Below are 19,521 nucleotides of genomic sequence, written 5' to 3'. Positions count from 1 at the left end.
CAACGCCCGGCCCAGCGCGGCCCGCAGACCGGCGTCGTCCGGCTTCTCCTGCACCGCCCGCCGCAGGTGGGACGCCGCGGTGTGCGGGTCGCCCGCGGCCAGCAGGGCGACGGCGGCTTCCCGCAGCACGTCCACGGCCTGCGGCAGGCTGCCCTTGGGCGCCTGCGCGAGGTTCGCCGCCACCCGGTCTGCCGGCGCCTTGGCCTCCCACAGCCGGGTGGCCGCCCGCGCGTGCAACGCCGCCCGCGCCACGGGACCCAGCTCGGCCAGCACCGCCTCGCGCACCACCGGGTGCACGAACGTCAGCTCGTCGCCGGTCAGCACGTGCGCCGCGACCAGCGCCTCCACCGCGTCCGACAGGCCGGCCTGGTCGACGTCGGCGATCGTGCCCGCCAGCCACGGGTCGGCACCGGTGCCCAACACGGCCGCGGCACCCGCGAGCCGCACCGACTCGGCGGGCAACCGGCCGAGCGTCGCGCGGAACACCGTGCTGGGACCGAGCTTGGCGACCTCGGCGGCGGTGTCCGGCGCGTCCAGCGGCAACCCCAGGGCGTCCAGCTCGTCCACCAGCACGCCGGTCAGGAACGGGTTGCCGGCGCCGGCCGCGTGCAGCGCCGCCACCACCTCCGGGGCGGGCCGCACGCCGCGCGCCGCGACCAGCTCGCCCAGCCCGTGCGGCGTGAGGGGGCGCGGCAGCAGCCGTTCGGCCTGCCGCGACACGCTCAGCTGCGCCAGCGGTCCGGCGTTCGCCGCAGGCGGGCGGGTCGCCACCACGAGCGCGATCGGGAGGTCCGCGATCCGCCGGGACAGGTAGACCAGGAACTGCGCCGACGACAGGTCGGCCCACTGCGCGTCGTCCACGGTGATCAGGAGGGGCCGGGTCGCGGACAGGTCGACGGCCACCCACCACAGCGCGTGCAGCGTGCGGGCCAGTTCGGCTTCGCTCGGGTCGGCCGCCGCGGTGTCGAGCGCCCGCAACGCGTCACCGGACGGTCCGGCCATGATCCGGTCCCGGACCTCGCCGCGGTACCGGGAGATCGACCGCTCCACCAGTTGCCGGACCACACCCCACGCCATGGCGCTCTCCAACGCGTCGCCGACGGCCTGGATGCGTCCGAACCCGCGTTGCTTGGCCAACGCCCTGGTGTCCTGCACGAGCCGGGTCTTGCCGATGCCCGCACGGCCCTCGATCACCACCACCCGGCCGTCACCGGCCGCCGCCGAGTCGAGCGCGGCCGTGATGCGCGCGAGCTCCCGGTCCCGTTCGAGGGTGCTCATCCGACCAGGCGCGACAGGCGGTCGGGGTCGCGCAGCGCACGGCCGTGGCCGAACAGCACCAGCTTCGGCCGCAGCTCGGCCAACCTGCGCATGGACGCGCGGTTGAGCTCGTCGTCGTAGGTGAGGAACTTCGGCGGCGCGGACGGGCGCAGCACGTTGAAGAACACGTCACCGCAGATCAGCACGCCGTCGTGGTCCCGCCACAGGGCGATGTGACCCGGCGAGTGGCCGGGCACGTCCAGCACGGTGAACCCGGCCACCTCGTCACCCTCGCGCAGCCCGCGGGCCACGGGGTGGGCGTCCGGCATCGGCATCCGCGACATCAGCGCGGGCACGAGACCGGGGCCGGTGGCGGGCGTCGCGGTCGCGATCGCCTCGGCGTCCCGCTGCCCCGCCCACAACGGCACGTCGTACCGCTCGCACACGGCCCGGCTGGACCCGAAGTGGTCGGGGTGCGCGTGGGTCACGACGTGCGCCGCGAGCGTGCGCCCGTCCAACTGCCTGGTGATCCGCTTGCGCGCCGAGGGCGTGCCGGCGTCCACGAGCACGTCCTCCACCAGGTAGGCGTTCACCAGGTGAGGGGGACGGCCGAGCAACTGGTGGACTCCGGGAGCCAGTGGGCGCACGCCGGTGATCGTAGCGTCCACGCAGCTCAACGGGATGCTTCGGTCACAGGATCCAGTACACGCGGGTGGGTCGCGATGTGCGGCTCAGCTGATCGATGCTTCGGTCGAACCAGGTGTCGTAGTAGGTGAGGAAGTCCCGGACCCAGGACCCATCGGTCACCCATGCCGATGTTGACCAGGTGTCCCCGCCGGGGGCCGGCGGTGACCAAGCCGACCTCGTCCCCGCACCCGCTTTGGATGATCGGCAGGTCGTCACGTGAGCGCATGGACGCGACGTGAGCCGACGCTGGAAGACGTGGCGAGCGCCGCGGGACGGTCCCGGGCGACCGCGTCCCGCGTGGTGAGCGGTCGGGGGCCCGCATCGGACGCCACCCGAGCCCAGGTCGTCCCGGCGGCCGATGAACTGCGCTACGTCCCGTACACCGCAGCTCGCGCGTTGGCCCGTCGCAGCGGCACGCGCATAGCGGTGGCGGTCGGCGGCCGGACCGCCGACGTGCTGAACGATCCGTACGTCGCCCAGGTCGTCGCCACCACCGCCGAGGTCGCCGCCGCGCGCGACCTCGGCGTGTCCCTGCACTGGGTGCCGCTGCGCGAACCGGCCGAACTCACGCGCCTGGTGGACCACCGCAGCGTCGACTCCGTCGTCCTGGTCAACCCGACCGCACCGGCGCTCGCCGCGGTGCCCCGGTCGGGTCGCGGTCGGGTCGCGGCCATCGGGGTCGGGTCGCGGCACGTGCCGTCCTTCGACGTCGACAACGGCGCGGGCACCACCGGTGTGGCGGAGCACCTGCTGGGTAGCGGCAGGCGGCGCATCGCCATGATCGGTGGTCCGACGTGGCTGCCGTGCTCGCACCGGGCGGCAGCGGCCTACCAGCGAGCGGTCGACGCGGTCGACGCGCCGGCCCGAATGGTGCCCGGCGACTACCCCGCCCCCGGCGGTGCGGCGGCCGTCACGGAGATCATGGCTCGTTGCCCGACACAGACGCGACCTTCGCGCTGGGCGATCTCCCCGCGCTGGGCGCACTGGACGCGCTGCGCCGCGCGGGGATCGACGTGCCGGGCGATGTCGCGGTCGCCGGGTTCGACGACCTGGCCTTCGCAAGCCTCACCGAACCCGCGCTCACAACCACCAGCCACCCCGTCGAGCAGATCGCCGGGAACGCCGCCGTCGCCGTGCTGGAACGACGGGCCCCGAGCCCGTCCACGCCCTTCCCGTCCATCCTGATCCACCGCGACAGCACCTGACCTTCCGAGCGGACCAGGTCGTCAACCGGCGTCCGTTCACACGATCCGGTGAGGACAGTCGAGATCACGACCGTCCGGGATGGACGGACTGCCGCGTCGGGGCTCCGCGTGTGTCATCCACGTCGGGAACCGCCTGGTCCGATATTCTGGACACATGACCGTCGGGCATGCGCAAGCGTCGACCACGGGCCAGGACGCGCCGGCGCAGCAGCTCTCCGACGCGAGCACGACGACCGCGCCGCGAACCGCCGATCCACTCGGTGCCCCGCGTTCCGCCGGAGCATCGGCGTGAGCGGGCCCGAAGGAACCGATCCCACCGAGGTGCGAGCCGCATCGACGCCGCCGGCCAGTCGGGGTCGGTTCTTCACGGACTGGCGGGCGTTGGCGCCGCTGGTCGCCGTGGCGGTGATGGCCGCGTCCTGGGGCCGCGACGTGCCCTCGCTACTGCTCGTGGTCATCGCCCTGGTCCTGGGCGCCGCGGTGCTGGCCGCGGTGCACCACGCCGAAGTGGTGGCGCATCGCGTCGGGGAACCCTTCGGATCACTGCTGCTGGCCGTCGCCGTCACCGTCATCGAGGTCGGCCTGATCGTGACCCTGATGATCGCCGGGGGCGCCGGCACCGCCTCGCTGGCCCGTGACACCGTCTTCGCCGCCGTGATGATCACCTGCAACGGGATCCTGGGCCTGTCGTTGCTGATCGGCGCCGTGAAGTACCGGCTCGCAGTGTTCAACGCCGAGGGCACCGGCGCGGCCCTGTCCACCGTCGCCGCACTGGCTGTCGTCTGCCTGGTGCTGCCGACGTTCACCACCGCCAGGCCCGGGCCCGAGTTCTCCCCGACGCAGCTGACGTTCGCCGCTGTGGCGTCGCTCGTCCTCTACGCCGCGTTCGTCAGCACCCAGACCGTGCGCCACCGCGACTTCTTCCTGCCCGTCACCAGCGACGGCGTGGTCGTCAACGACGCCGACGGCGACGACCACGCCGACCCGCCCACCAACCGCGCCGCGGCCACGAGCGTCGCGCTGCTGCTCGTCGCGCTCGTCGCGGTCGTCGGCCTGGCCAAGGTGTTGTCCCCCGCGATCGAGACCACCGTCGCCGGTCTCGGCCTGCCGCACGCGTTCGTCGGCGTGGTCATCGCCCTGCTCGTGCTGCTGCCCGAGACCCTCGCCGCCGCCAACGCCGCCCGCCGCAACCGCATCCAGGTCAGCCTCAACCTCGCCCTGGGCTCCGCCATGGCCAGCATCGGCCTGACCATCCCCGCGATCGCCATCACGACGATCTGGCTACCCGGGCCCCTGCTGCTCGGCCTCGGCGCGAACCAGATCGTCCTGCTCGCGATCACCATCGTCGTCGCCACCCTGACCGTCGTCCCCGGTCGAGCCACCCGGCTGCAGGGAACCGTCCACCTCATCCTGCTCGGCGCGTTCCTCCTCCTCGCCGCCAACCCCTGACCGGAGCGACGCAGCCGGCCGCACCGCGGTTGAGCAGGCGAATCAGCGCGCGCTCAACACCCGGTCAGCGGAGGTCGCCACGATGGCGCCGTCCAGGAGGCGCCGTGACGGACGGCCGGACTCGCGGTCGTGCGCGCGGGTTCGTCCTCCAACAGAGGAGAGGTTCGATGCGACGAGCTTGGTGCGCCGCCGTAGTGGCGGTCATCGCGGGTGCGGGGGTTACCGGCCATGCTTCGGCGGTCGAGGGGGTGGCGGGGGTGGCGGGGCCGCCGGTGGCGGTCGTGGGCGCCATGGCCAGTGGGCACGACGGCAACGTGCCGGCCAACACCCTCGACAACGACCTGACCACCCGCTGGTCAGCCGAGGGGGACGGGGTGTGGATCCGCTACGACCTCGGCTCGGCGCAGACCGTCGGCTCGGTCTCGATCGCCTGGCACAAGGGCGACACCAGGACGGCGACCTTCGATGTCCAGCTGTCGGGTGACGGGTCGTCGTGGACCACCGCGCTGGCGCGCAAGACCAGCAGCGGCGGCACGGTTCGGCACGAGAACTACGACTTCGCCGACACCTCGGCGCGGTACCTGCGTGTGGTCGGTTACGGCAACACGGTGAACGACTGGACCAGCATCACCGAGGCGACCGTCAACGGGGCCGACGGCGGAGGGGGCGGCACGTGCGCCTACCCGGCCGGCGTGCTGAACCTCGCGAACTGGTACATCGGGCTGCCGATCGGCGCGGAGGAGAGTCCCACCAACGTCTACCAGCCGCAGCTCGCGACCTACTCGGTCGACCCGTGGTTCGTCACGACCCCGAACTGCGACGCGGTCCGCTTCCGGGCCGCGGTGAACGGCGTGACCACCAGCGGGTCGAGCTACCCCCGCTCGGAACTCCGCGAGATGTCGGGTACGGCCAAGGCGAGTTGGTCGTCCACGTCGGGGACGCACACGATGGTGGTCGACCAGGCCATCACCGCCCTGCCCGAGGACAAGCCGCACGTCGTGGCCGGGCAGATCCACGACGGCAGCGACGACGTCTCCGTCTTCCGGCTGGAGGGCGGCAACCTCTACGTCACCAACGGTGACACGTCCCACCACAAGCTCGTGACGAGCAACTACGTGCTGGGCACGAGGTTCCAGGCGAAGTTCGTCGTCAGCGGGGGCCAGATCAAGGCCTACTACAACGGCGTGCTGCAGACCACGATCTCGAAGAGCTTCACCGGGGGCTACTTCAAGGCCGGCGCGTACACGCAGGCCAACTGCACCAACTCGACGCCCTGCGACACGGGCAACTACGGCGAGGTGCAGATCTACGGGCTGAGCGTGACGCACGGTGGTGACCAGGGCGCCGGCCGCACGGTCGACGTCGCCGACTCGGCCCAGCTGCAGAGCGCGTTCGCCGCCGCGCAGGCCGGGGACCGGATCGTGCTCGCGGACGGCCGCTACTCGATCGGCAAGATGACCGGCCGCCACGGGACCGCCGCCGCGCCCATCACCGTGGTCGCGGCGAACCGCGGCCAGGCGGTGGTCGACGACGGGCAGCTCGAGGTGGCGAACTCCTCCTACGTCATATTCGAGGGTCTCAAGTGGACGAACAGCGACACGTTGAAGATCACCAGCTCCAACAACGTGCGCCTGACCCGCAACCACTTCCGGTTGACCGAGGAGTCGTCCCTGAAGTGGGTGATCATCCAGGGCGCGAACAGCCACCACAACCGCGTCGACCACAACCTGTTCGAGGAGAAGCACCAGCTGGGCAACTTCATCACGATCGACGGCTCGGACACCCAGCAGTCGCAGCACGACCTCATCGACCACAACCACTTCCGCAACATCGGCCCGAGGGCGACCAACGAGATGGAGGCCATCCGGGTCGGCTGGAGCGGCATCTCCCGGTCGAGCGGGTTCACCGTGGTCGAGTCGAACCTGTTCGAGAACTGCGACGGTGACCCGGAGATCATCTCGGTCAAGAGCAACGACAACATCGTCCGGTACAACACGTTCCGCACCTCTCAGGGCACCCTGTCGCACCGGCACGGCAACCGCGGCACGTTCCACGGCAACTTCTTCCTCGGCGGCGGCAAGGCGGGCACCGGCGGCATCCGGGTCTACGGCCAGGACCACAGGATCTACAACAACCACTTCGAAGGCCTCACCGGCACCGGCTACGACGCCGCGCTGCAACTCGACGGAGGCGACGTGGACACGTCCGGCGCGTTGAGCGCCCATTGGCGGGTCTACCGGGCGACTGTCGCGCACAACACCTTCGTCGACAACGTGTCGAACATCGAGATCGGCGCCAACTACTCCCTCGCGCCGGTCGACCTGGTCATCACGGACAACGTGGTCAGCGGCAGCCAGGGCAGGTTGTTCAACGAGCGCAAGGCGCCGGTGAACGCGACCTACGCCGGCAACATCGCCTGGCCCACCGGGTCGGCGACCACCGGTGTCACGAAGTCCGCCGACGCCGTCAGGACCGTCGACCCGCTGCTGGTCCGCGACGGATCGATCCACCGGATCGGCGCGGCGAGCCCGGCGATCGACTCCGGCACCGGCCGCCACCCGTTCGTCACCGACGACCTCGACGGGCAGGCGCGCACCGGTGGCGCGGACGTCGGCGCGGACGAGCGGTCCACCGCCCCGGTCACCCGCGGCCCGCTCGGCGCGGCCGACGTCGGCCCGACCGCGCCCTGACGACCTCGACGGGAAGTCCGGCAGCAGGCATGTGGCGATTGCCGCGGCGAAACGCCGTGGTAATCGCCACATGCCTACCGGCAATTCCTTCGATGACAACCCACACCCTCCGGAGGCACCAACTCGCAGGAATTGTCGGACGTGACAGGCACACGTGGCGGAATGGCTCTTGAATGGAAGCTGTTGAAGGTCACGGGTCTACGATCGGTCACACCTCATGAGGTTCCGATGACATTCCGCGGCTCACGGGATCGGTGTCGGGGGTGGCGAACCGGGCGTGCCCCTGGGCTGACGGGGTGAAGGCAGGTGCTCCAACCGAGCGTCACGCCACCCTCACGCGCCGTAAATCGAGCCGGCGCTGACATCCTGTCGGGGACGGGTGAGGTGAGCGCCGGGGGGCAACGTGGAGTTCGGCCTGTTGGGCACGGTCGTGGTCCGCCACGAGGAGCACGAGATCGTCCTGGGCAGCGGCCGCGTGCGCGCGATCCTGGCGATGCTGCTGCTCGAACCGGGTCGCGTCGTGGCGGTGGACCGGCTGGTCGACGTGATGTGGTCCGCCGAGAAAGGACCACCGGCCACAGCGCGCAACAGCATCCAGAGCTGCGTCTCCCAACTGCGGGCGATGTTCGCCGCCGACCCCGCGGTGCGGCTGTCCCACCGAAGCCCCGGCTACCTGCTGGAGGTCGACCCGGATCGCGTCGACCTGCACCGGTTCCGGTCCTTGGTCGACCAGGCGCGCGGTAGCGAGAACGCCCGCACGAGCGTCGGCTTGCTGCGTCGGGCACTGGCCCTGTGGCGGGCCGAGCCGATGGCCGACGTCGAGGCGCCCGGGCTGCGGGCGGTGAAGCACGGACTCGTCCAGCAGCGGCTGTCGGCGCTGGAGGACTGCGTCGAGCTCGAACTGGCGTTGGGCCGGCACGGCGAACTCATCCCCGAGCTGACCCTGCTGGTCGCCGAGCACCCGCTGCGCGAGCGGTTCCACGCCCAACTGATGCTCGCCCTCTACCGCGCCGGGCGCGCGGGTGACGCCCTGCGCGCGTTCCAGAACGCCAGGGAGGCGTTGAAGGAGCACGTGGGCACCGATCCGGGTCGCGAGCTGCTCCGGCGGTACGAACAGGTGCTGCACGGTGACCCGGCCCTCGACCTCCCGTCCGCGCCCGCGGCCTCGGTACCCCTCGCGCGGCCCGTCCGTCCAGCTGTGGTGCCGCGCCACCTCCCTCCGGCGCCGACGGGTTTCACGGGCCGTCGCCGGGAACTCGACGCGTTGACCGCCGTCCTCGGTTCGGCGGACGACTCCGTGGTGATCTCGGCGATCGGCGGCCTCGGCGGCGTGGGCAAGACGTGGCTCGCGCTGCACTGGGCGCACCGCCACCTCGACCGGTTCCCCGACGGCCAGTTGTTCGTGGACCTCCGTGGATTCGACCCCGTCGAAGGACCGCTGGAACCCGCCGAGGCACTGCGCGGGTTCCTCTGCGCCCTCGGGGTCGATCCCACCGACGTGCCGGGCGAGCTGAACGCCCGCGTCGGGCTGTACCGCAGCCTCGTCGCGGGCAAGCGGCTGTTGGTGGTGCTGGACAACGCCCGTGACGCGGCGCACGTGACCCACCTGCTGCCCGGCACGGCGGGCTGCACCGTGCTGATCACCAGCCGGGACCGGATGCAGGGGCTGGCCACCACCTACGGCGCCCGCAACGTCGCACTGGACGTGCTCTCCGAATCCGAGGCGCACGACCTGCTCGCCCAGCGCCTCGGCGACCAGCGCGTGGCCCACGAGCCGGATGCCGTGGCGGAACTGCTGGCGTACTGCGCGGGCCTGCCGCTGGCCCTCGGGATCGTCGCCAGCCGCGCGGCGGCCCGGCCCGGCTTCCCGCTCGCCGCGCCTGCCGCCGAACTGCGCGACACGGCCACCCGGCTGAGCACCTTGGACACCGGTGACCCCGCCACCAGCCTCCGCACGGTGCTGTCCTGGTCGCACTCCGCCCTGGACCCGCACCAGGCGCGCGGGCTGGAGCTGCTGGGCCTGGCTCCCGGACCGGACATCGGCTCGCCCGCCGCGGCCGTCTTGCTCGGGCTGACCGACGCCGAGGCGGTGGCGCTCCTGCGGGCCCTGGAACGGATGTCACTGGTGGACGAGCACGCCCCGGCGAGGTGGCGCATGCACGACCTGATCCGCCTGCACGCCGCAGAGCAGGCACGCCACGGGCAACCGGCCGACGAACGGCGATCAGCGCTGCACCGGGTGACCGACTTCTACCTGCACACCGCGCACGCCGCGCACCTGCTCCTGCACCCGCACCGCGAGCCGATCGACCTCGGCGCGCCGGCAGCCGGCTGCCGACCTCGGCCGCTGCCGGATCGGGCCGCCGCGTTGGCGTGGTTCCAAGCCGAGCACGCCAACCTGCTGGCCACCCCGCCCGTCGCCGTCGACCTCGACCGGCCGGAGTCGGCCTGGCAGCTGATCGTGACGCTGGACCTGTTCACCGCCTGGCGCGGCCACCTCTACGACCAAATCGGCCTCTGGCAGACCGGGCTGGACGCCGCGCGGCGCTCCGGTGACCCCGCCGCGCGAGCCCTGGCACACCGCAGGCTGGGCCTCGCCTGTGCCAAGGCCAGGCGGCACGCCGAGGCGCTGGACCACCTCAGCGCTGCCCTGGCGTGCCATGAGCAGGTCGACGACCCGCTGGGCGAGGCCTACACCCACCGCTACCTCGCCTGGACGTGGGCGAGGCAGGGGGACAACGTCCAGGCCGTCCGGCACGCCGCCCGCGCCCGCGACCTCTCCCGCCAGGTGGACAACCCGGTGCTGGAAGCGCACGCGCTGAACTCCCTCGGCCTCTACACCGCCCGGCTCGGCCACCACGACGAGGCCCGCACCCACTGCGAGGCCGCGCTCACCCTGTTCCGGGCGCACCACCACCCCGACGGTGAGGCGGACACGCTGGACAGCCTGGGCTTCGTCGCCCACCAGAGCGGCCGGCACACCGAAGCCCTCGACTACTACCGGCAGGCCCGTGCCCTGTTCCACGACGTCGGCAACACCTACGCGGAAGCGAGCACATCCGACTGGCTGGCCCGCACCTACACCGCGCTCCACGACCACCACCGGGCCCGCGAGGCGTGGCACCACGCCCTGCAGCTGTACGAGGCCCGGGGCTACACCGACGACGCCGAGGCCGTCCAGCGGCGGCTGGACGGCCTCGGCTCACCACCACGCACTGCTATCGGTCACGGTACTTAGATCGGGACTCGAACAGCCAGATCACTCGAAGTGCGCCACTGCCTCGTCCGCCGGCTCGCCGTGCAGCCAAGTCAACTCGTGCGGCACCCCACGGATCATCATGGACTGGGAGGCGAGCTGCTGTCGCGCGTCGGATTCTTCGAGTGGGCCGTCGGCGATCCACTCGAGGTGGGTTCCATCCGGCCGCACCAGGACGATGTCGAGGAAGATCCGATCCTCGGCAGCGGTCCTCCGGCGTTTGAGGACACCGGTCGCCCAGTAGACCGAGTCGAGCTTGACGCGAACGTAGCCACCCAGCTGCCCGTCCACGTGTAGCGCACCGACCTTGTCGACGTATTCGACCAGGTCGTCGGGCAGCGGCTTCGACCCCGCGAACCGATCCGGGCTCATCTTCGCCCCCTGAACCAAGGTCGGCGGTGGTTGATGTGGAAGTTGAAGTAGTCGTGCCGACCACGTGAACTGTAGGTCAGGTTGGAGGACCACCCGTGCTTTCCCTTTTTCGCGGGACCTCGCCACGCTTTCCTGCCCCGTTCGAGCATCCGCGCTCCGTTGCGGGCGAAGCTCTTCGTCGCCTTGCGTCCCACCCACATCCGACCAGCCAACCAAGCAGTGGCTCTGGTGGCTCGAACGGACGCGTTCGCCTTCCTCGCGGCGTGGGCGGCCTTGGCTATCTTCACCACGCGGTACGCCCGGTAGGCCCATGCGGCCACACCCAGCCCGGGGACGAACCCCGCGACGGTGAGTGCGATGCCCCATTTGTTCTTCCACGCCCACCTCCCGGCTTTCCTCAGCCACGAGGCCCGACCGTCGAGGTCGACCTTGTTGACGGGATCGGCGTGCGAGTAGTCGTAGGCAGTGGCATTGCCCCCTTCGACCGGGTCGACGCTCAGGAACCGGCCGAAGCGCGGGTCGTACACGCGGACGCCCATGAGGACGGTGCCGGCCAGCGTGTCGCTGGAGCGCTGCTTCGCTCCCAGCCACCCGTAGCGGTTGTGCGGCTGATCGGCGGACGGGAGGCCGTACTCGTCGTAGTCGAACAGCTCGGGTGCGGTCAGGGGCGCGTCGATCGTTGCCACCACGGAGCCGAACAGGCCCGCCAGCTGGAGGGTCGTCTCCCCCGCGCTGACGACGGCCGCCAGGTCGCCGTCCGGGCCCGACACCATGCGCGTCGTGCCGGCATCGGGCTCGGCGATCCACGACGGTTCGTCGGAGTCGTCGCCGTAGTGGTTGGTGCTGGTGCCGGTGGTGGTCCACTTCCCTTCGCCGCCGGCGTCGGTGTGGCTGGCGCGCAGGCGCATCGCGGGGTCGAGGGTCCAGCGCTTGCGGTCGGTGCCGAGGGTTTGGGCGGCGATCATGTCGTTGGCGTAGTAGGCCAGCGAAAGGCCGTCCGGGGTCGTGAGGGTGCGGCCCAGGGCGTCGTAGGTGAACCCCGGGTCGGTGACGCGGTCGGCGGTGTCGACGGCGTGGGTGGTGCCGCCGTCCGCACCATCGGTGTTGCAGGCGCCGTCCGGGCCCGGCTGGAAAACCTGCTTGGCCTTGCGGTTGGTGCGGTTGTCGTAGGTGTAGGCGCGAGTGGTGCACGCGCCGCTCGGATCACGTTGTTCGGCGCGGAGCAGTCGGCTGATGCCGTCGTAGGCGTAGGTCTTCCAACCGCCGGTGTAGGTGTGGGACATCCACTGCGACCGCGAGTTCTCCACCACGGACTCGGCGTAGACGACGTCACCGCTGCCCCGGCTGTAGGTGCGTTGCACCGGGGAGAAGGACGCGTCGAGCCGATCGCGCCGCACCAGCCCGCCGGGGTAGGTCTGCTCGACCAGCTGACCGTCTGGGCTGTAGCGGGCGGTGAAAGTGCCGACGGTGGAGTCGGTCAGGGCGGTGACCAGGTCACGCGGTTCGACGGTGCGGTCGTAGGCGTAGCTGCGGAACCCCGACGGGTCGGAGACCTTGGTCAGGCGGCCGTGCCGGTCGTGCTCGGTGCGGGTGACCGCACCGTCCCCGTCGGTGTAGGTCAACGGGCGACCGAGGGTGTCCTGTTCTTCGGTGATGACGGCGTCGGGGGTGCGGGTGCGCAGTTCCGCACCGGTGGTCGGGTCGTACTCGGTGGTCACCGTGGGCACCGGTTGGGTGCCGTCGTCGGAGGTGGTCGCCACGGTGGCGGTGCGGCCCGCCGTGTCGAACGTGGTGGTGACGCGGCGGGTGCGGCCCGCGGCGGTTTCGGAGACGACGGTCTCACCGCCGAACCGGTGGTAGGACTCGATCCGACGGACCGGCAGGTCGGTGGCCATCCGCGTCGGATCATGGCCCGTGATGGCCCCGGCAACACGGCGCACGCAGAGCTTCCCGGCCCATTCCGGCTTGTTGCCGCACGCGGTGTCGGAGGGGTTCGGGCCGGCGGTGTAGTGGATGTTGACCTTGGTGCGCGCGTCGGTGCCGGTGGCATCGATGCCCCAGTCGGCGGTGGTGCGTCCGGCGTCGTCGTAGACGGTGTGGGTGGCGAGGTTCAGCCCGCCCGGGCCGGCGTCGTCGAGGAACGACGTGGCCTTCCTCAGCCGCCACCCGGACGTGCCGCCCTTCTCCGCGCCGTACCCGGTGCGGTCGATCGTGACGTCGGCGTCGGGATAGCCGGCGGTGATCTGGGCGCCCTGTTGGCTGGTGGTCAGCAAGTGGTAGTTCGCGCCGTCCGGCTTGCCCTCGTCGTAGGTGTTGACGGTGTGCGCGCGAGCGACCACCTGGGTGCCGGCGGGCAGCGTGGGCCGGTTGCCGGTGGGGTCGACCAGTTCCTTCGCCAGGGCCATGACGGTGACCGGGCTGAGGGTTTCGACCAGGTCGAGCCCGTCCGCGCTGTAACGGTTGGTGCTGGACAGCAACCGTGCCCGCTCGCCGGTGTCCGCGGGGAGGTTCAGCTCGCCCGCGAGGACGGCGGCGTCGGGCAGTTCGCCCAGGGCCAGCAAGCGGTTGGTCGACTCCAGCGTGCGCACGGTGTTGCCGAACCGGTCGTACTCGGTGGTGTCGATGTGCCCGCCGGGGGTGGCGACGTTGACCTCCTGTCCGGAGGCGTTGAGGTAGTGCACCGTGGCGTGCCGGTAGCCGTCGGCTCCCGGTGTGGCCGGCGGCGGGTCCTGGCTGCCGAAGATCGCGGTGGCGTCGGTGGGCAGGTCGGTCTGCGCCCACCGCGACACCGACGCGAAGTCCATGTCGTGCGGGCCACCGGCGCCGCGGGTGAGCGGGACCTGGTAGACGACGGTGGTCGCGGTCTCGCCGTCGACCTGGTCGCGGGTGCCGGGGACCAACGCGGCCCGCCGGACGCGCAGCAACCTGTCGGCGTCGGGGTCGCCGGGCGCTGTGCCGTGGTCGAACCGGAACGGCTGCTGCCCCGGCGGGAACACCGCGGTCACCCGGCCGTCGGCGTCGTAGTCGTAGGTCGTCTTCAGCAGCGGGGTGATGCGGGGGTCCCACGTCTCGCGCAGCCGCCCGGAGTTGTCGTAGAGGTAGCGGGCGACCTCGACAGCGGTCATCGCCGTGCCGTCCCACGTCCACAGCTTGATCGCCCGGACCCGGTCGGTGACGTCGCCGAGCCCGGTCGCGGTGGCGGTGGTGCCGGTGGCGTAGTCGTACTCCAGGACCTCGCAGCCGCGCGCCGGGATGGCGGCCGCGCAGTCACCCACGCCCGGCTGCACGGGGTTGGCGACCCGCTTGGGCAGGGCCCGGCCGTTGCCCGTCTGGTAGGTGGTGCGTGACGTGGAGTCGGCGTCGGCGGTCCAGCTCGCGGTCGCCGCCCAGACGTCGCCCTGCTTGGTGAACTCGGCGGTGGCGTCGTCGGCCTCGTCGAGCCGATAGGTGTTGTCGTCGACCTTGGTGAGGGTCGCTCCCTCGTTGCCGGGTTCGGGGGTGAAGGTGCCGTCGGCGTGCCGGGAGAACGTCGTCCAGGTGCCGTCGAGCGAGTTGACCTTGACGAGGTTGGTCTCCGGGAACTCCAGGGTGGTGTACTCCATGGCGGCTTCGCCGTCGGCCGCGCCGCCGCGCCACTGGGGGCCGAAGGGCGCCACGATCTCGGTGAACGACAGGTGGTCGAAGAACACCTGCTTGCCGGAGCCGGGCGCGAACCCGTTGTACAGCCGCAGGAACGCCTCGGTGGCGTCCGGCGGCACGGTGAAGTCGACGCTGAGCTGCTGCCAGCCGTCGGTGTAGGTCGCGGGGCCGCTGGGCGTGGCCCGGTAGCCGGCGCCGGGCGTCTTGGTCCACGGCACCAGCCGCAGGCCCCGCTCCTGCCCGTAGGGCGCGGGCAGCGCCAGGCCGCTCGCGGAGGGCACGTAGATCCAGCCGGTGAACCGGTAGGACTTGCCCGGCTGCATACCCAGCCGCATCGCGCCCACGTCACCGCCGACGTGGGCGAAGGTGTCGCCCTGCTTCGCCAGGGCGTTGGTCGAGGAGGACATCGGCGTGACCACGATCGAGTCGGTGCTGTTGTCGTGGCCCCGGGTGGTGGAGCGGGCGATGGTCGTGTCACTCGCCCCGAAGCCGGTCAGGTCGGTGGTGACGTGCCGCTGGTTGGGGCTGAGCCGCTCGCCCTGCGGCAGCCAGCCGTCGCGCGGCTCCCTCGAGGAGGCGGTCCGGGAGACGGTCAGGCCGAGGTCGTCGGTGTCGGTCGCGTCGAGGGTGTGGTCGCCGGTGAGCAGGTTGACCGAGCCCGGCCCGATCTCGGTGCTCGCCGCGCCGTCGCCGTTCGGGTCGACGGTGACGCGCACCCACGCGGTGTCGTAGGCCGGGTCGGTGTCCTTGGCGGTGAACAGCCTGGCCCGGACCTCCACCACGCCGCCGACCGTGCCCAGGGTGTCCGCCGCCGTCCACACGGCGTGCTCACCCAGGTCGGTCAGCGGCACGCGGGACGCGGTGATCGCGGCGCCCGCGGCGGTGCGCAGGTTCACCAGGGGGATCTCGGCTTCCGGCGCGCCGGGGCCGCGCCGGTACTGGAACGTGGCCCGGGTGTAACCGGGCCTACCGGTGACCGCGATCTTCATCCGCTTGACCGCGGTGGACCCGGCGAGGGGCAGCGCCAGGCCGGCCCGGCCGACGTTGAACCGGTAGGTGTTCGGACCGGACAGGTGCCCGGCACGGTCCTTGGCCCGCACGGTGAGCGTGCGGGCGCCTTCCGCGGACGGCGTGATCGTCACGGTGGCCGGCCCGGTGGCCGCCAGCGTGGTCGACGTGGTGTCGGTGTCCAGCGAGTACACGAACGCGGCCAGGTCTGCGGTGCCCGCCGCCGGGGTGAAGGTGAAGGTCCCGGCCTGCCCGCTGCCGCCGTGCCAGCCACCGTCGGCGGGGTACTGCGACGAGGCCACGAAGGGGACGCCGGGCGCGCCCGCGTCGGCCACGAACTCGCACCACGGACCCCAGGCGCCCTCGCCCGCCGCGTTGACGCCGCGGGCTCGCCACGCGTACGCGGTGCCCTCGGTCAACTGGCCCGGCGGGATCGCGGCGCCGAACACCGAACCGGAAGCACCCGGCTCGGTGGTGACCTCGCCGACCGCGGCGCCGTCCACGCGCTGCCAGGTGAACTGGGCACGGACGTCGCCGCCGCTCGAACTGGTCACCGTCGACCGCAGGGTCGGGGTGAGCGACGCGATCGACGGGCGCCCCGTTCCGGTCAGGCACGACGTGGCCGGCACCGTCGAGGGCGACGAGGCCGCGGGCACCGCGCCGTAGGTGATGCTCATGGTCGGGTTGTTGTCGAACTTCTTGTGGTAGGTGGCGTCGTTCTCGTGCGCCGCCGGCGTGCGGATGCCGAACGACACCGACGTCCAGTCCTCGGCGACGGCGAACCTCACCGCGCTCGTCACGTCCACCGGCACCGGGCCGGCCGGGCACGCCGCCGAGTGGCCCTTGGCGGCGTTCACGGTGGCGACCAGCGGCTTGAAGCCGCCGTAGGTGTTGGTCCACACGACGTTCGAGGAGGTCTCCTGGTAGGCCCACGTCCACGACGAGGTCATCCAGTTCGTGCGGTACACCTCGAACGGCCGCGGGTCGCAGCCGCCCGACCAGGTCTCCTGGAGGTTCCAGGTGGCCGACACGACGTTCTGCCCGGACAGCCCGGCCAACCGCATGTTGAAGAACGACCGACGCCGGTTCGCGCCGTTGTTCGGGCTGCCGATCTCGGCGTCCTGGGTGACGTTGTAGTAGGAGGTGCCGGGCGTGGCCGAGTCGACGAAGCTCCACGAGTGCCGGGTGGAGGTGTAGCCGGGGTCGATGAACAGCGGGAACTTCGTGGCGGGGTCGGCCAGCACCGCGTCCAGGTCCGGTGTGACGATGAGGTCGGAGCCCTTCAGCTCGGCCCGCATCTCCCGCACCGCACCGCGTCTCGGCGTGTTCAGCGCACCCGTGGCGTCCCACATGCGCGGTGAGGAGGAGGTGAACACCGGCTGGTTCGCGCCGTCCGCGCCCGGAGGTCCCAACTGTGCCTCGTCGACCGCCTCGGTGACGCCGTTCCGACCGGGCCGCAGCGTCAAGCCCTTGGTGCTGGTGGGGAACCGCAGGGCGCGCAACGCCGGGTTCGCCGCGGCCTGCCTGTCGCGCACGACCAGCACCTCTGAGAACCCGTTGGCGTCCACGGCGACCCGCAGGTCGACGCCCGGCAGCACCTCCGGGTAGGTCGCGGTGCCCGCGTCGAGCGTCGGGCGCGGCAGCCGGCCGACCGGTGAGCCGAGCGCGAGTTCGCGGCCGTTGTCGCTCATCGTGATCAGCGGACCGTCACCGCCCGCGGACAGCCGCATGCCCAGCGGCACCGCGAACGGCGCCACCGCACCGTCTTGGAACCCCAGGCGGGTGTCCACCGGCACCCAGTCCTCACCGCGGCGCACGCGGACCGGCTGGGCGTGCTGCTCACGGGTGAACGTGCCGTCCGGGTTGGCGAACACCAACGCCGACTCCGACGTCTGCGACCGCACCCCGACCCTGCCGTCGCACAACCGCGCCGCCACCACCGCCGATACCGGATCCGGTCGGTCCGGCGGGCAACTCGCCGCCCTCGGCGCCGGCGCGCTCTCGCGGGCGAGGACCGGACCGGCTGCCACGACCTGGGTCACACCCGCGGTCAGGACCACGACCAGGAACGCCGACAGACCCTTGGCGAACGGACCGGGTCCGCCTTCCGACCGGTCGTCAGGAGGCGACGATCTCGCCCGGAACCGGATGACGGGGAACAACCGACGATGGTGCACGACACCGACCTCCCGCAACAGCGACGCCTGGCTTCAGGTCGTCGGAGGAATTCGAAACCGGGCCGACGGGACGACCGGCCGACGTCGCATCGGCGCGTTCCGTCGTCGCACCCCGCCACCGGGTGGCCGGTGGCGGGGTGCGATCAGGTGTGACTTCTCAGAACTGCGAGCCCAGTGGGCAGGTATTCAGGGGTAGACGCGGACCCAGTCGACCTCGAACACCGCGGGGCGCAGGCCGCCGTCACCGGTGAAGTTGTCGAGCTGGATGTTGAGGTGACCGGAGGGCATCGCCTGGATGTCCGCGCGTCCACCCGGACCCGCGCCGCCGGACAGGCGGAACCACTCGGCGCCGTCGACGTAGCCGACCAAGGCGGTCGGGGTCCACTCGAAGGCGAAGTTGTGCCACTGCGTCATGTCCACCGGGCAGCGCTCGCGGTAGACCTTGTCGTCACTCGGGCTCTTCGGGTAGTGCAGGAACGCGGCCTGGCACTGGGAGTCGGGGTTGGAGTACTCCACCCAGTCGTACTCGCCGTCGACCAGCCGCTTCTCCGAGGTCGGCCAGATCAGGTGCAGCGGGTGGTACAGACCGCCCGACGGGCCGGTGTTGCGGGAACGGGACCGGATCTCCCAACGACCGTACTGGCGGTCCAGCTTCTGCTTGAGCCATCCGGTGTCGCCGTTCGCCTCACCGGTCATGGTCATGATGCCCCCGGCCACCACGCTGTTCTTCGCGCACCGGCGGCCGTTGCCCGCGTGACCCTCCCAGCACCCCTCGGTGCCTCCCACGGTGCCGCTCGGCACGCCCCACTTGGCCGGGTCGACGGGCCCGGTGTAGTCGAACTCGTCGGAGATCGGGTGCGGCGTGCCCCAGCCGTACCGGATCGCGGCCTGCGTCTGATCACCAGGCGCGGTCGTCGTGGTCGTGGTGCTCGTGGTCGTGGTGCTCGTGGTCGTGGTGCTCGTGGTGGTCGTCGTCTCGGTCGTGGTCGGCGGGACGCCCCCGCCCACCCGGTAGTCGCACGCTGTCGCGCGGAACGTCGCACCGGACGCCGAGTACTCGTGATCGGTCAGCACGTTGGCCCTGACCGCGTTGGGCGGCGCGGTGAACCCACCCACGACCCGCGTCCACCCGCTGCCGCTCGCGAACGACGTCCAGGTGCCGTCGACGTGGCCGAGATACCCCGTGTTGTTGCCCTCGGGCGTCGAGTACCAGTCCACCTCGACCCGCGCGCGACCGGCCTGCGAAGCCGACACGTCGTAGGCGAAGGTCCACTGTTCGCCCGGTTTCACGTGCTGCTGCGGGAGGTACGCCGACGGGCCGGCCACCGAGTTGTTGCGCTGCACGTAGGCGAACCGCGCCGACTGGTGGTCGGCGACGGCCTCGCGGACCGGGGCGGACCCCCGCAGCGACCCCCACTCGTCCAGCCCTTTGTTCAACACCGGGTTGTTGCACGTCGACACGTTCGTACCGGCCGGGAGCTGCGCAACCGACAGCCCGTTCAGGCCGAGCACACCGACGAGACCGGCGGCCACACCTCCCCCGATGAACCAGCGGTTCCGATAGGCCGCCATGTGCGCTCCCCTGTCGATTGCCTGCGAAGTCGGCACGACCATGGAGGGGCAGGCTGATCACGCGCTGACTGCGCGCTTACCGGACGCTGATCGAGGGCGCGTGGGAGTTGCTGCTGCCTCAGACCGGCACCATCAGGGCTCGTCGAGGCTGAATTGTCACGATCGACGGATTCGTCCTGTCCCCGCGACATGTCAGAACTCCGCGTTAG

The 19,521-nt window shown here is 71.6% G+C and carries 9 protein-coding genes and 1 pseudogene; 5 read left to right on the top strand and 5 right to left on the bottom strand.

What is annotated here, in order from left to right:
* Window positions 1-1,278, bottom strand: a 1,278-nt coding sequence (locus tag ACFQ3T_RS11260; RefSeq protein ID WP_380723061.1) for an AAA family ATPase, incomplete at its 3' end; no start/stop codon positions are given.
* Window positions 1,275-1,904 carry an MBL fold metallo-hydrolase gene (locus tag ACFQ3T_RS11255; protein ID WP_380723059.1) on the bottom strand — a complete coding sequence of 210 codons (630 nt, stop codon included), beginning with the start codon at window positions 1,902-1,904 and terminating at the stop codon, window positions 1,275-1,277. The genes ACFQ3T_RS11260 and ACFQ3T_RS11255, both read right to left, overlap by 4 nt.
* A gap of 256 nt (window positions 1,905-2,160) precedes the next feature.
* Here ACFQ3T_RS11255 and ACFQ3T_RS11250 point away from each other — a divergent pair.
* The 5 genes and pseudogenes from ACFQ3T_RS11250 to ACFQ3T_RS11230 form a co-directional block, all read left to right on the top strand.
* A pseudogene (locus ACFQ3T_RS11250) lies at window positions 2,161-2,310 on the top strand (LacI family DNA-binding transcriptional regulator); the annotation flags it as partial.
* Window positions 2,311-2,738: 428 nt separating this feature from the next.
* Entirely contained in the window at window positions 2,739-3,149 is a 411-nt protein-coding gene (locus ACFQ3T_RS11245; RefSeq protein ID WP_380723065.1) for a substrate-binding domain-containing protein, read from the top strand.
* A 408-nt stretch (window positions 3,150-3,557) separates the two neighbouring features.
* Window positions 3,558-4,598 (top strand): calcium:proton antiporter, encoded by a 1,041-nt coding sequence (locus ACFQ3T_RS11240; RefSeq protein ID WP_380723063.1) that lies wholly within the window; start codon window positions 3,558-3,560, stop codon window positions 4,596-4,598.
* 257 nt (window positions 4,599-4,855) lie between these two features.
* Window positions 4,856-7,288 carry a chondroitinase-B domain-containing protein gene (locus ACFQ3T_RS11235; RefSeq protein ID WP_380723057.1) on the top strand — a complete coding sequence of 811 codons (2,433 nt, stop codon included), beginning with the start codon at window positions 4,856-4,858 and terminating at the stop codon, window positions 7,286-7,288.
* 403 nt (window positions 7,289-7,691) lie between these two features.
* Window positions 7,692-10,526 carry an AfsR/SARP family transcriptional regulator gene (locus tag ACFQ3T_RS11230; protein ID WP_380723055.1) on the top strand — a complete coding sequence of 945 codons (2,835 nt, stop codon included), beginning with the start codon at window positions 7,692-7,694 and terminating at the stop codon, window positions 10,524-10,526.
* Window positions 10,527-10,547: 21 nt separating this feature from the next.
* Here ACFQ3T_RS11230 and ACFQ3T_RS11225 read toward each other — a convergent pair whose 3' ends face one another.
* The 3 genes from ACFQ3T_RS11225 to ACFQ3T_RS11215 all read right to left on the bottom strand — a co-directional run bounded on the left by ACFQ3T_RS11225 (window position 10,548) and on the right by ACFQ3T_RS11215 (window position 19,312).
* Window positions 10,548-10,916 carry a hypothetical protein gene (locus ACFQ3T_RS11225; protein WP_380723053.1) on the bottom strand — a complete coding sequence of 123 codons (369 nt, stop codon included), beginning with the start codon at window positions 10,914-10,916 and terminating at the stop codon, window positions 10,548-10,550.
* Complete coding sequence (locus ACFQ3T_RS11220) at window positions 10,913-17,725, bottom strand: RHS repeat-associated core domain-containing protein (RefSeq protein ID WP_380723051.1); 6,813 nt, start codon at window positions 17,723-17,725, stop codon at window positions 10,913-10,915. Before ACFQ3T_RS11220 ends, ACFQ3T_RS11225 begins: the two co-directional genes overlap by 4 nt.
* 201 nt (window positions 17,726-17,926) lie before the next feature.
* Window positions 17,927-19,312: a hypothetical protein gene (locus ACFQ3T_RS11215; RefSeq protein WP_380723050.1), complete on the bottom strand. Its 1,386-nt coding sequence runs from the start codon at window positions 19,310-19,312 to the stop codon at window positions 17,927-17,929.
* Window positions 19,313-19,521: the final 209 nt, after the last annotated feature.

This window comes from Saccharothrix hoggarensis (genome assembly GCF_042678885.1).
GTDB classification, from domain to species: domain Bacteria; phylum Actinomycetota; class Actinomycetes; order Mycobacteriales; family Pseudonocardiaceae; genus Actinosynnema; species Actinosynnema hoggarensis.
This window is presented reverse-complemented; position numbering and strand designations above follow the sequence as displayed.

Excerpts from the sequence above, each read along its gene's own strand:
- ACFQ3T_RS11240 (WP_380723063.1), top strand. The coding sequence starts at position 3,558 with ATGGCCGCGTCCTGGGGCCGCGACGTGCCCTCGCTACTGCTCGTGGTC.
- ACFQ3T_RS11225 (WP_380723053.1), bottom strand. The coding sequence starts at position 10,916 with ATGAGCCCGGATCGGTTCGCGGGGTCGAAGCCGCTGCCCGACGACCTG.
- ACFQ3T_RS11215 (WP_380723050.1), bottom strand. The coding sequence starts at position 19,312 with ATGGCGGCCTATCGGAACCGCTGGTTCATCGGGGGAGGTGTGGCCGCC.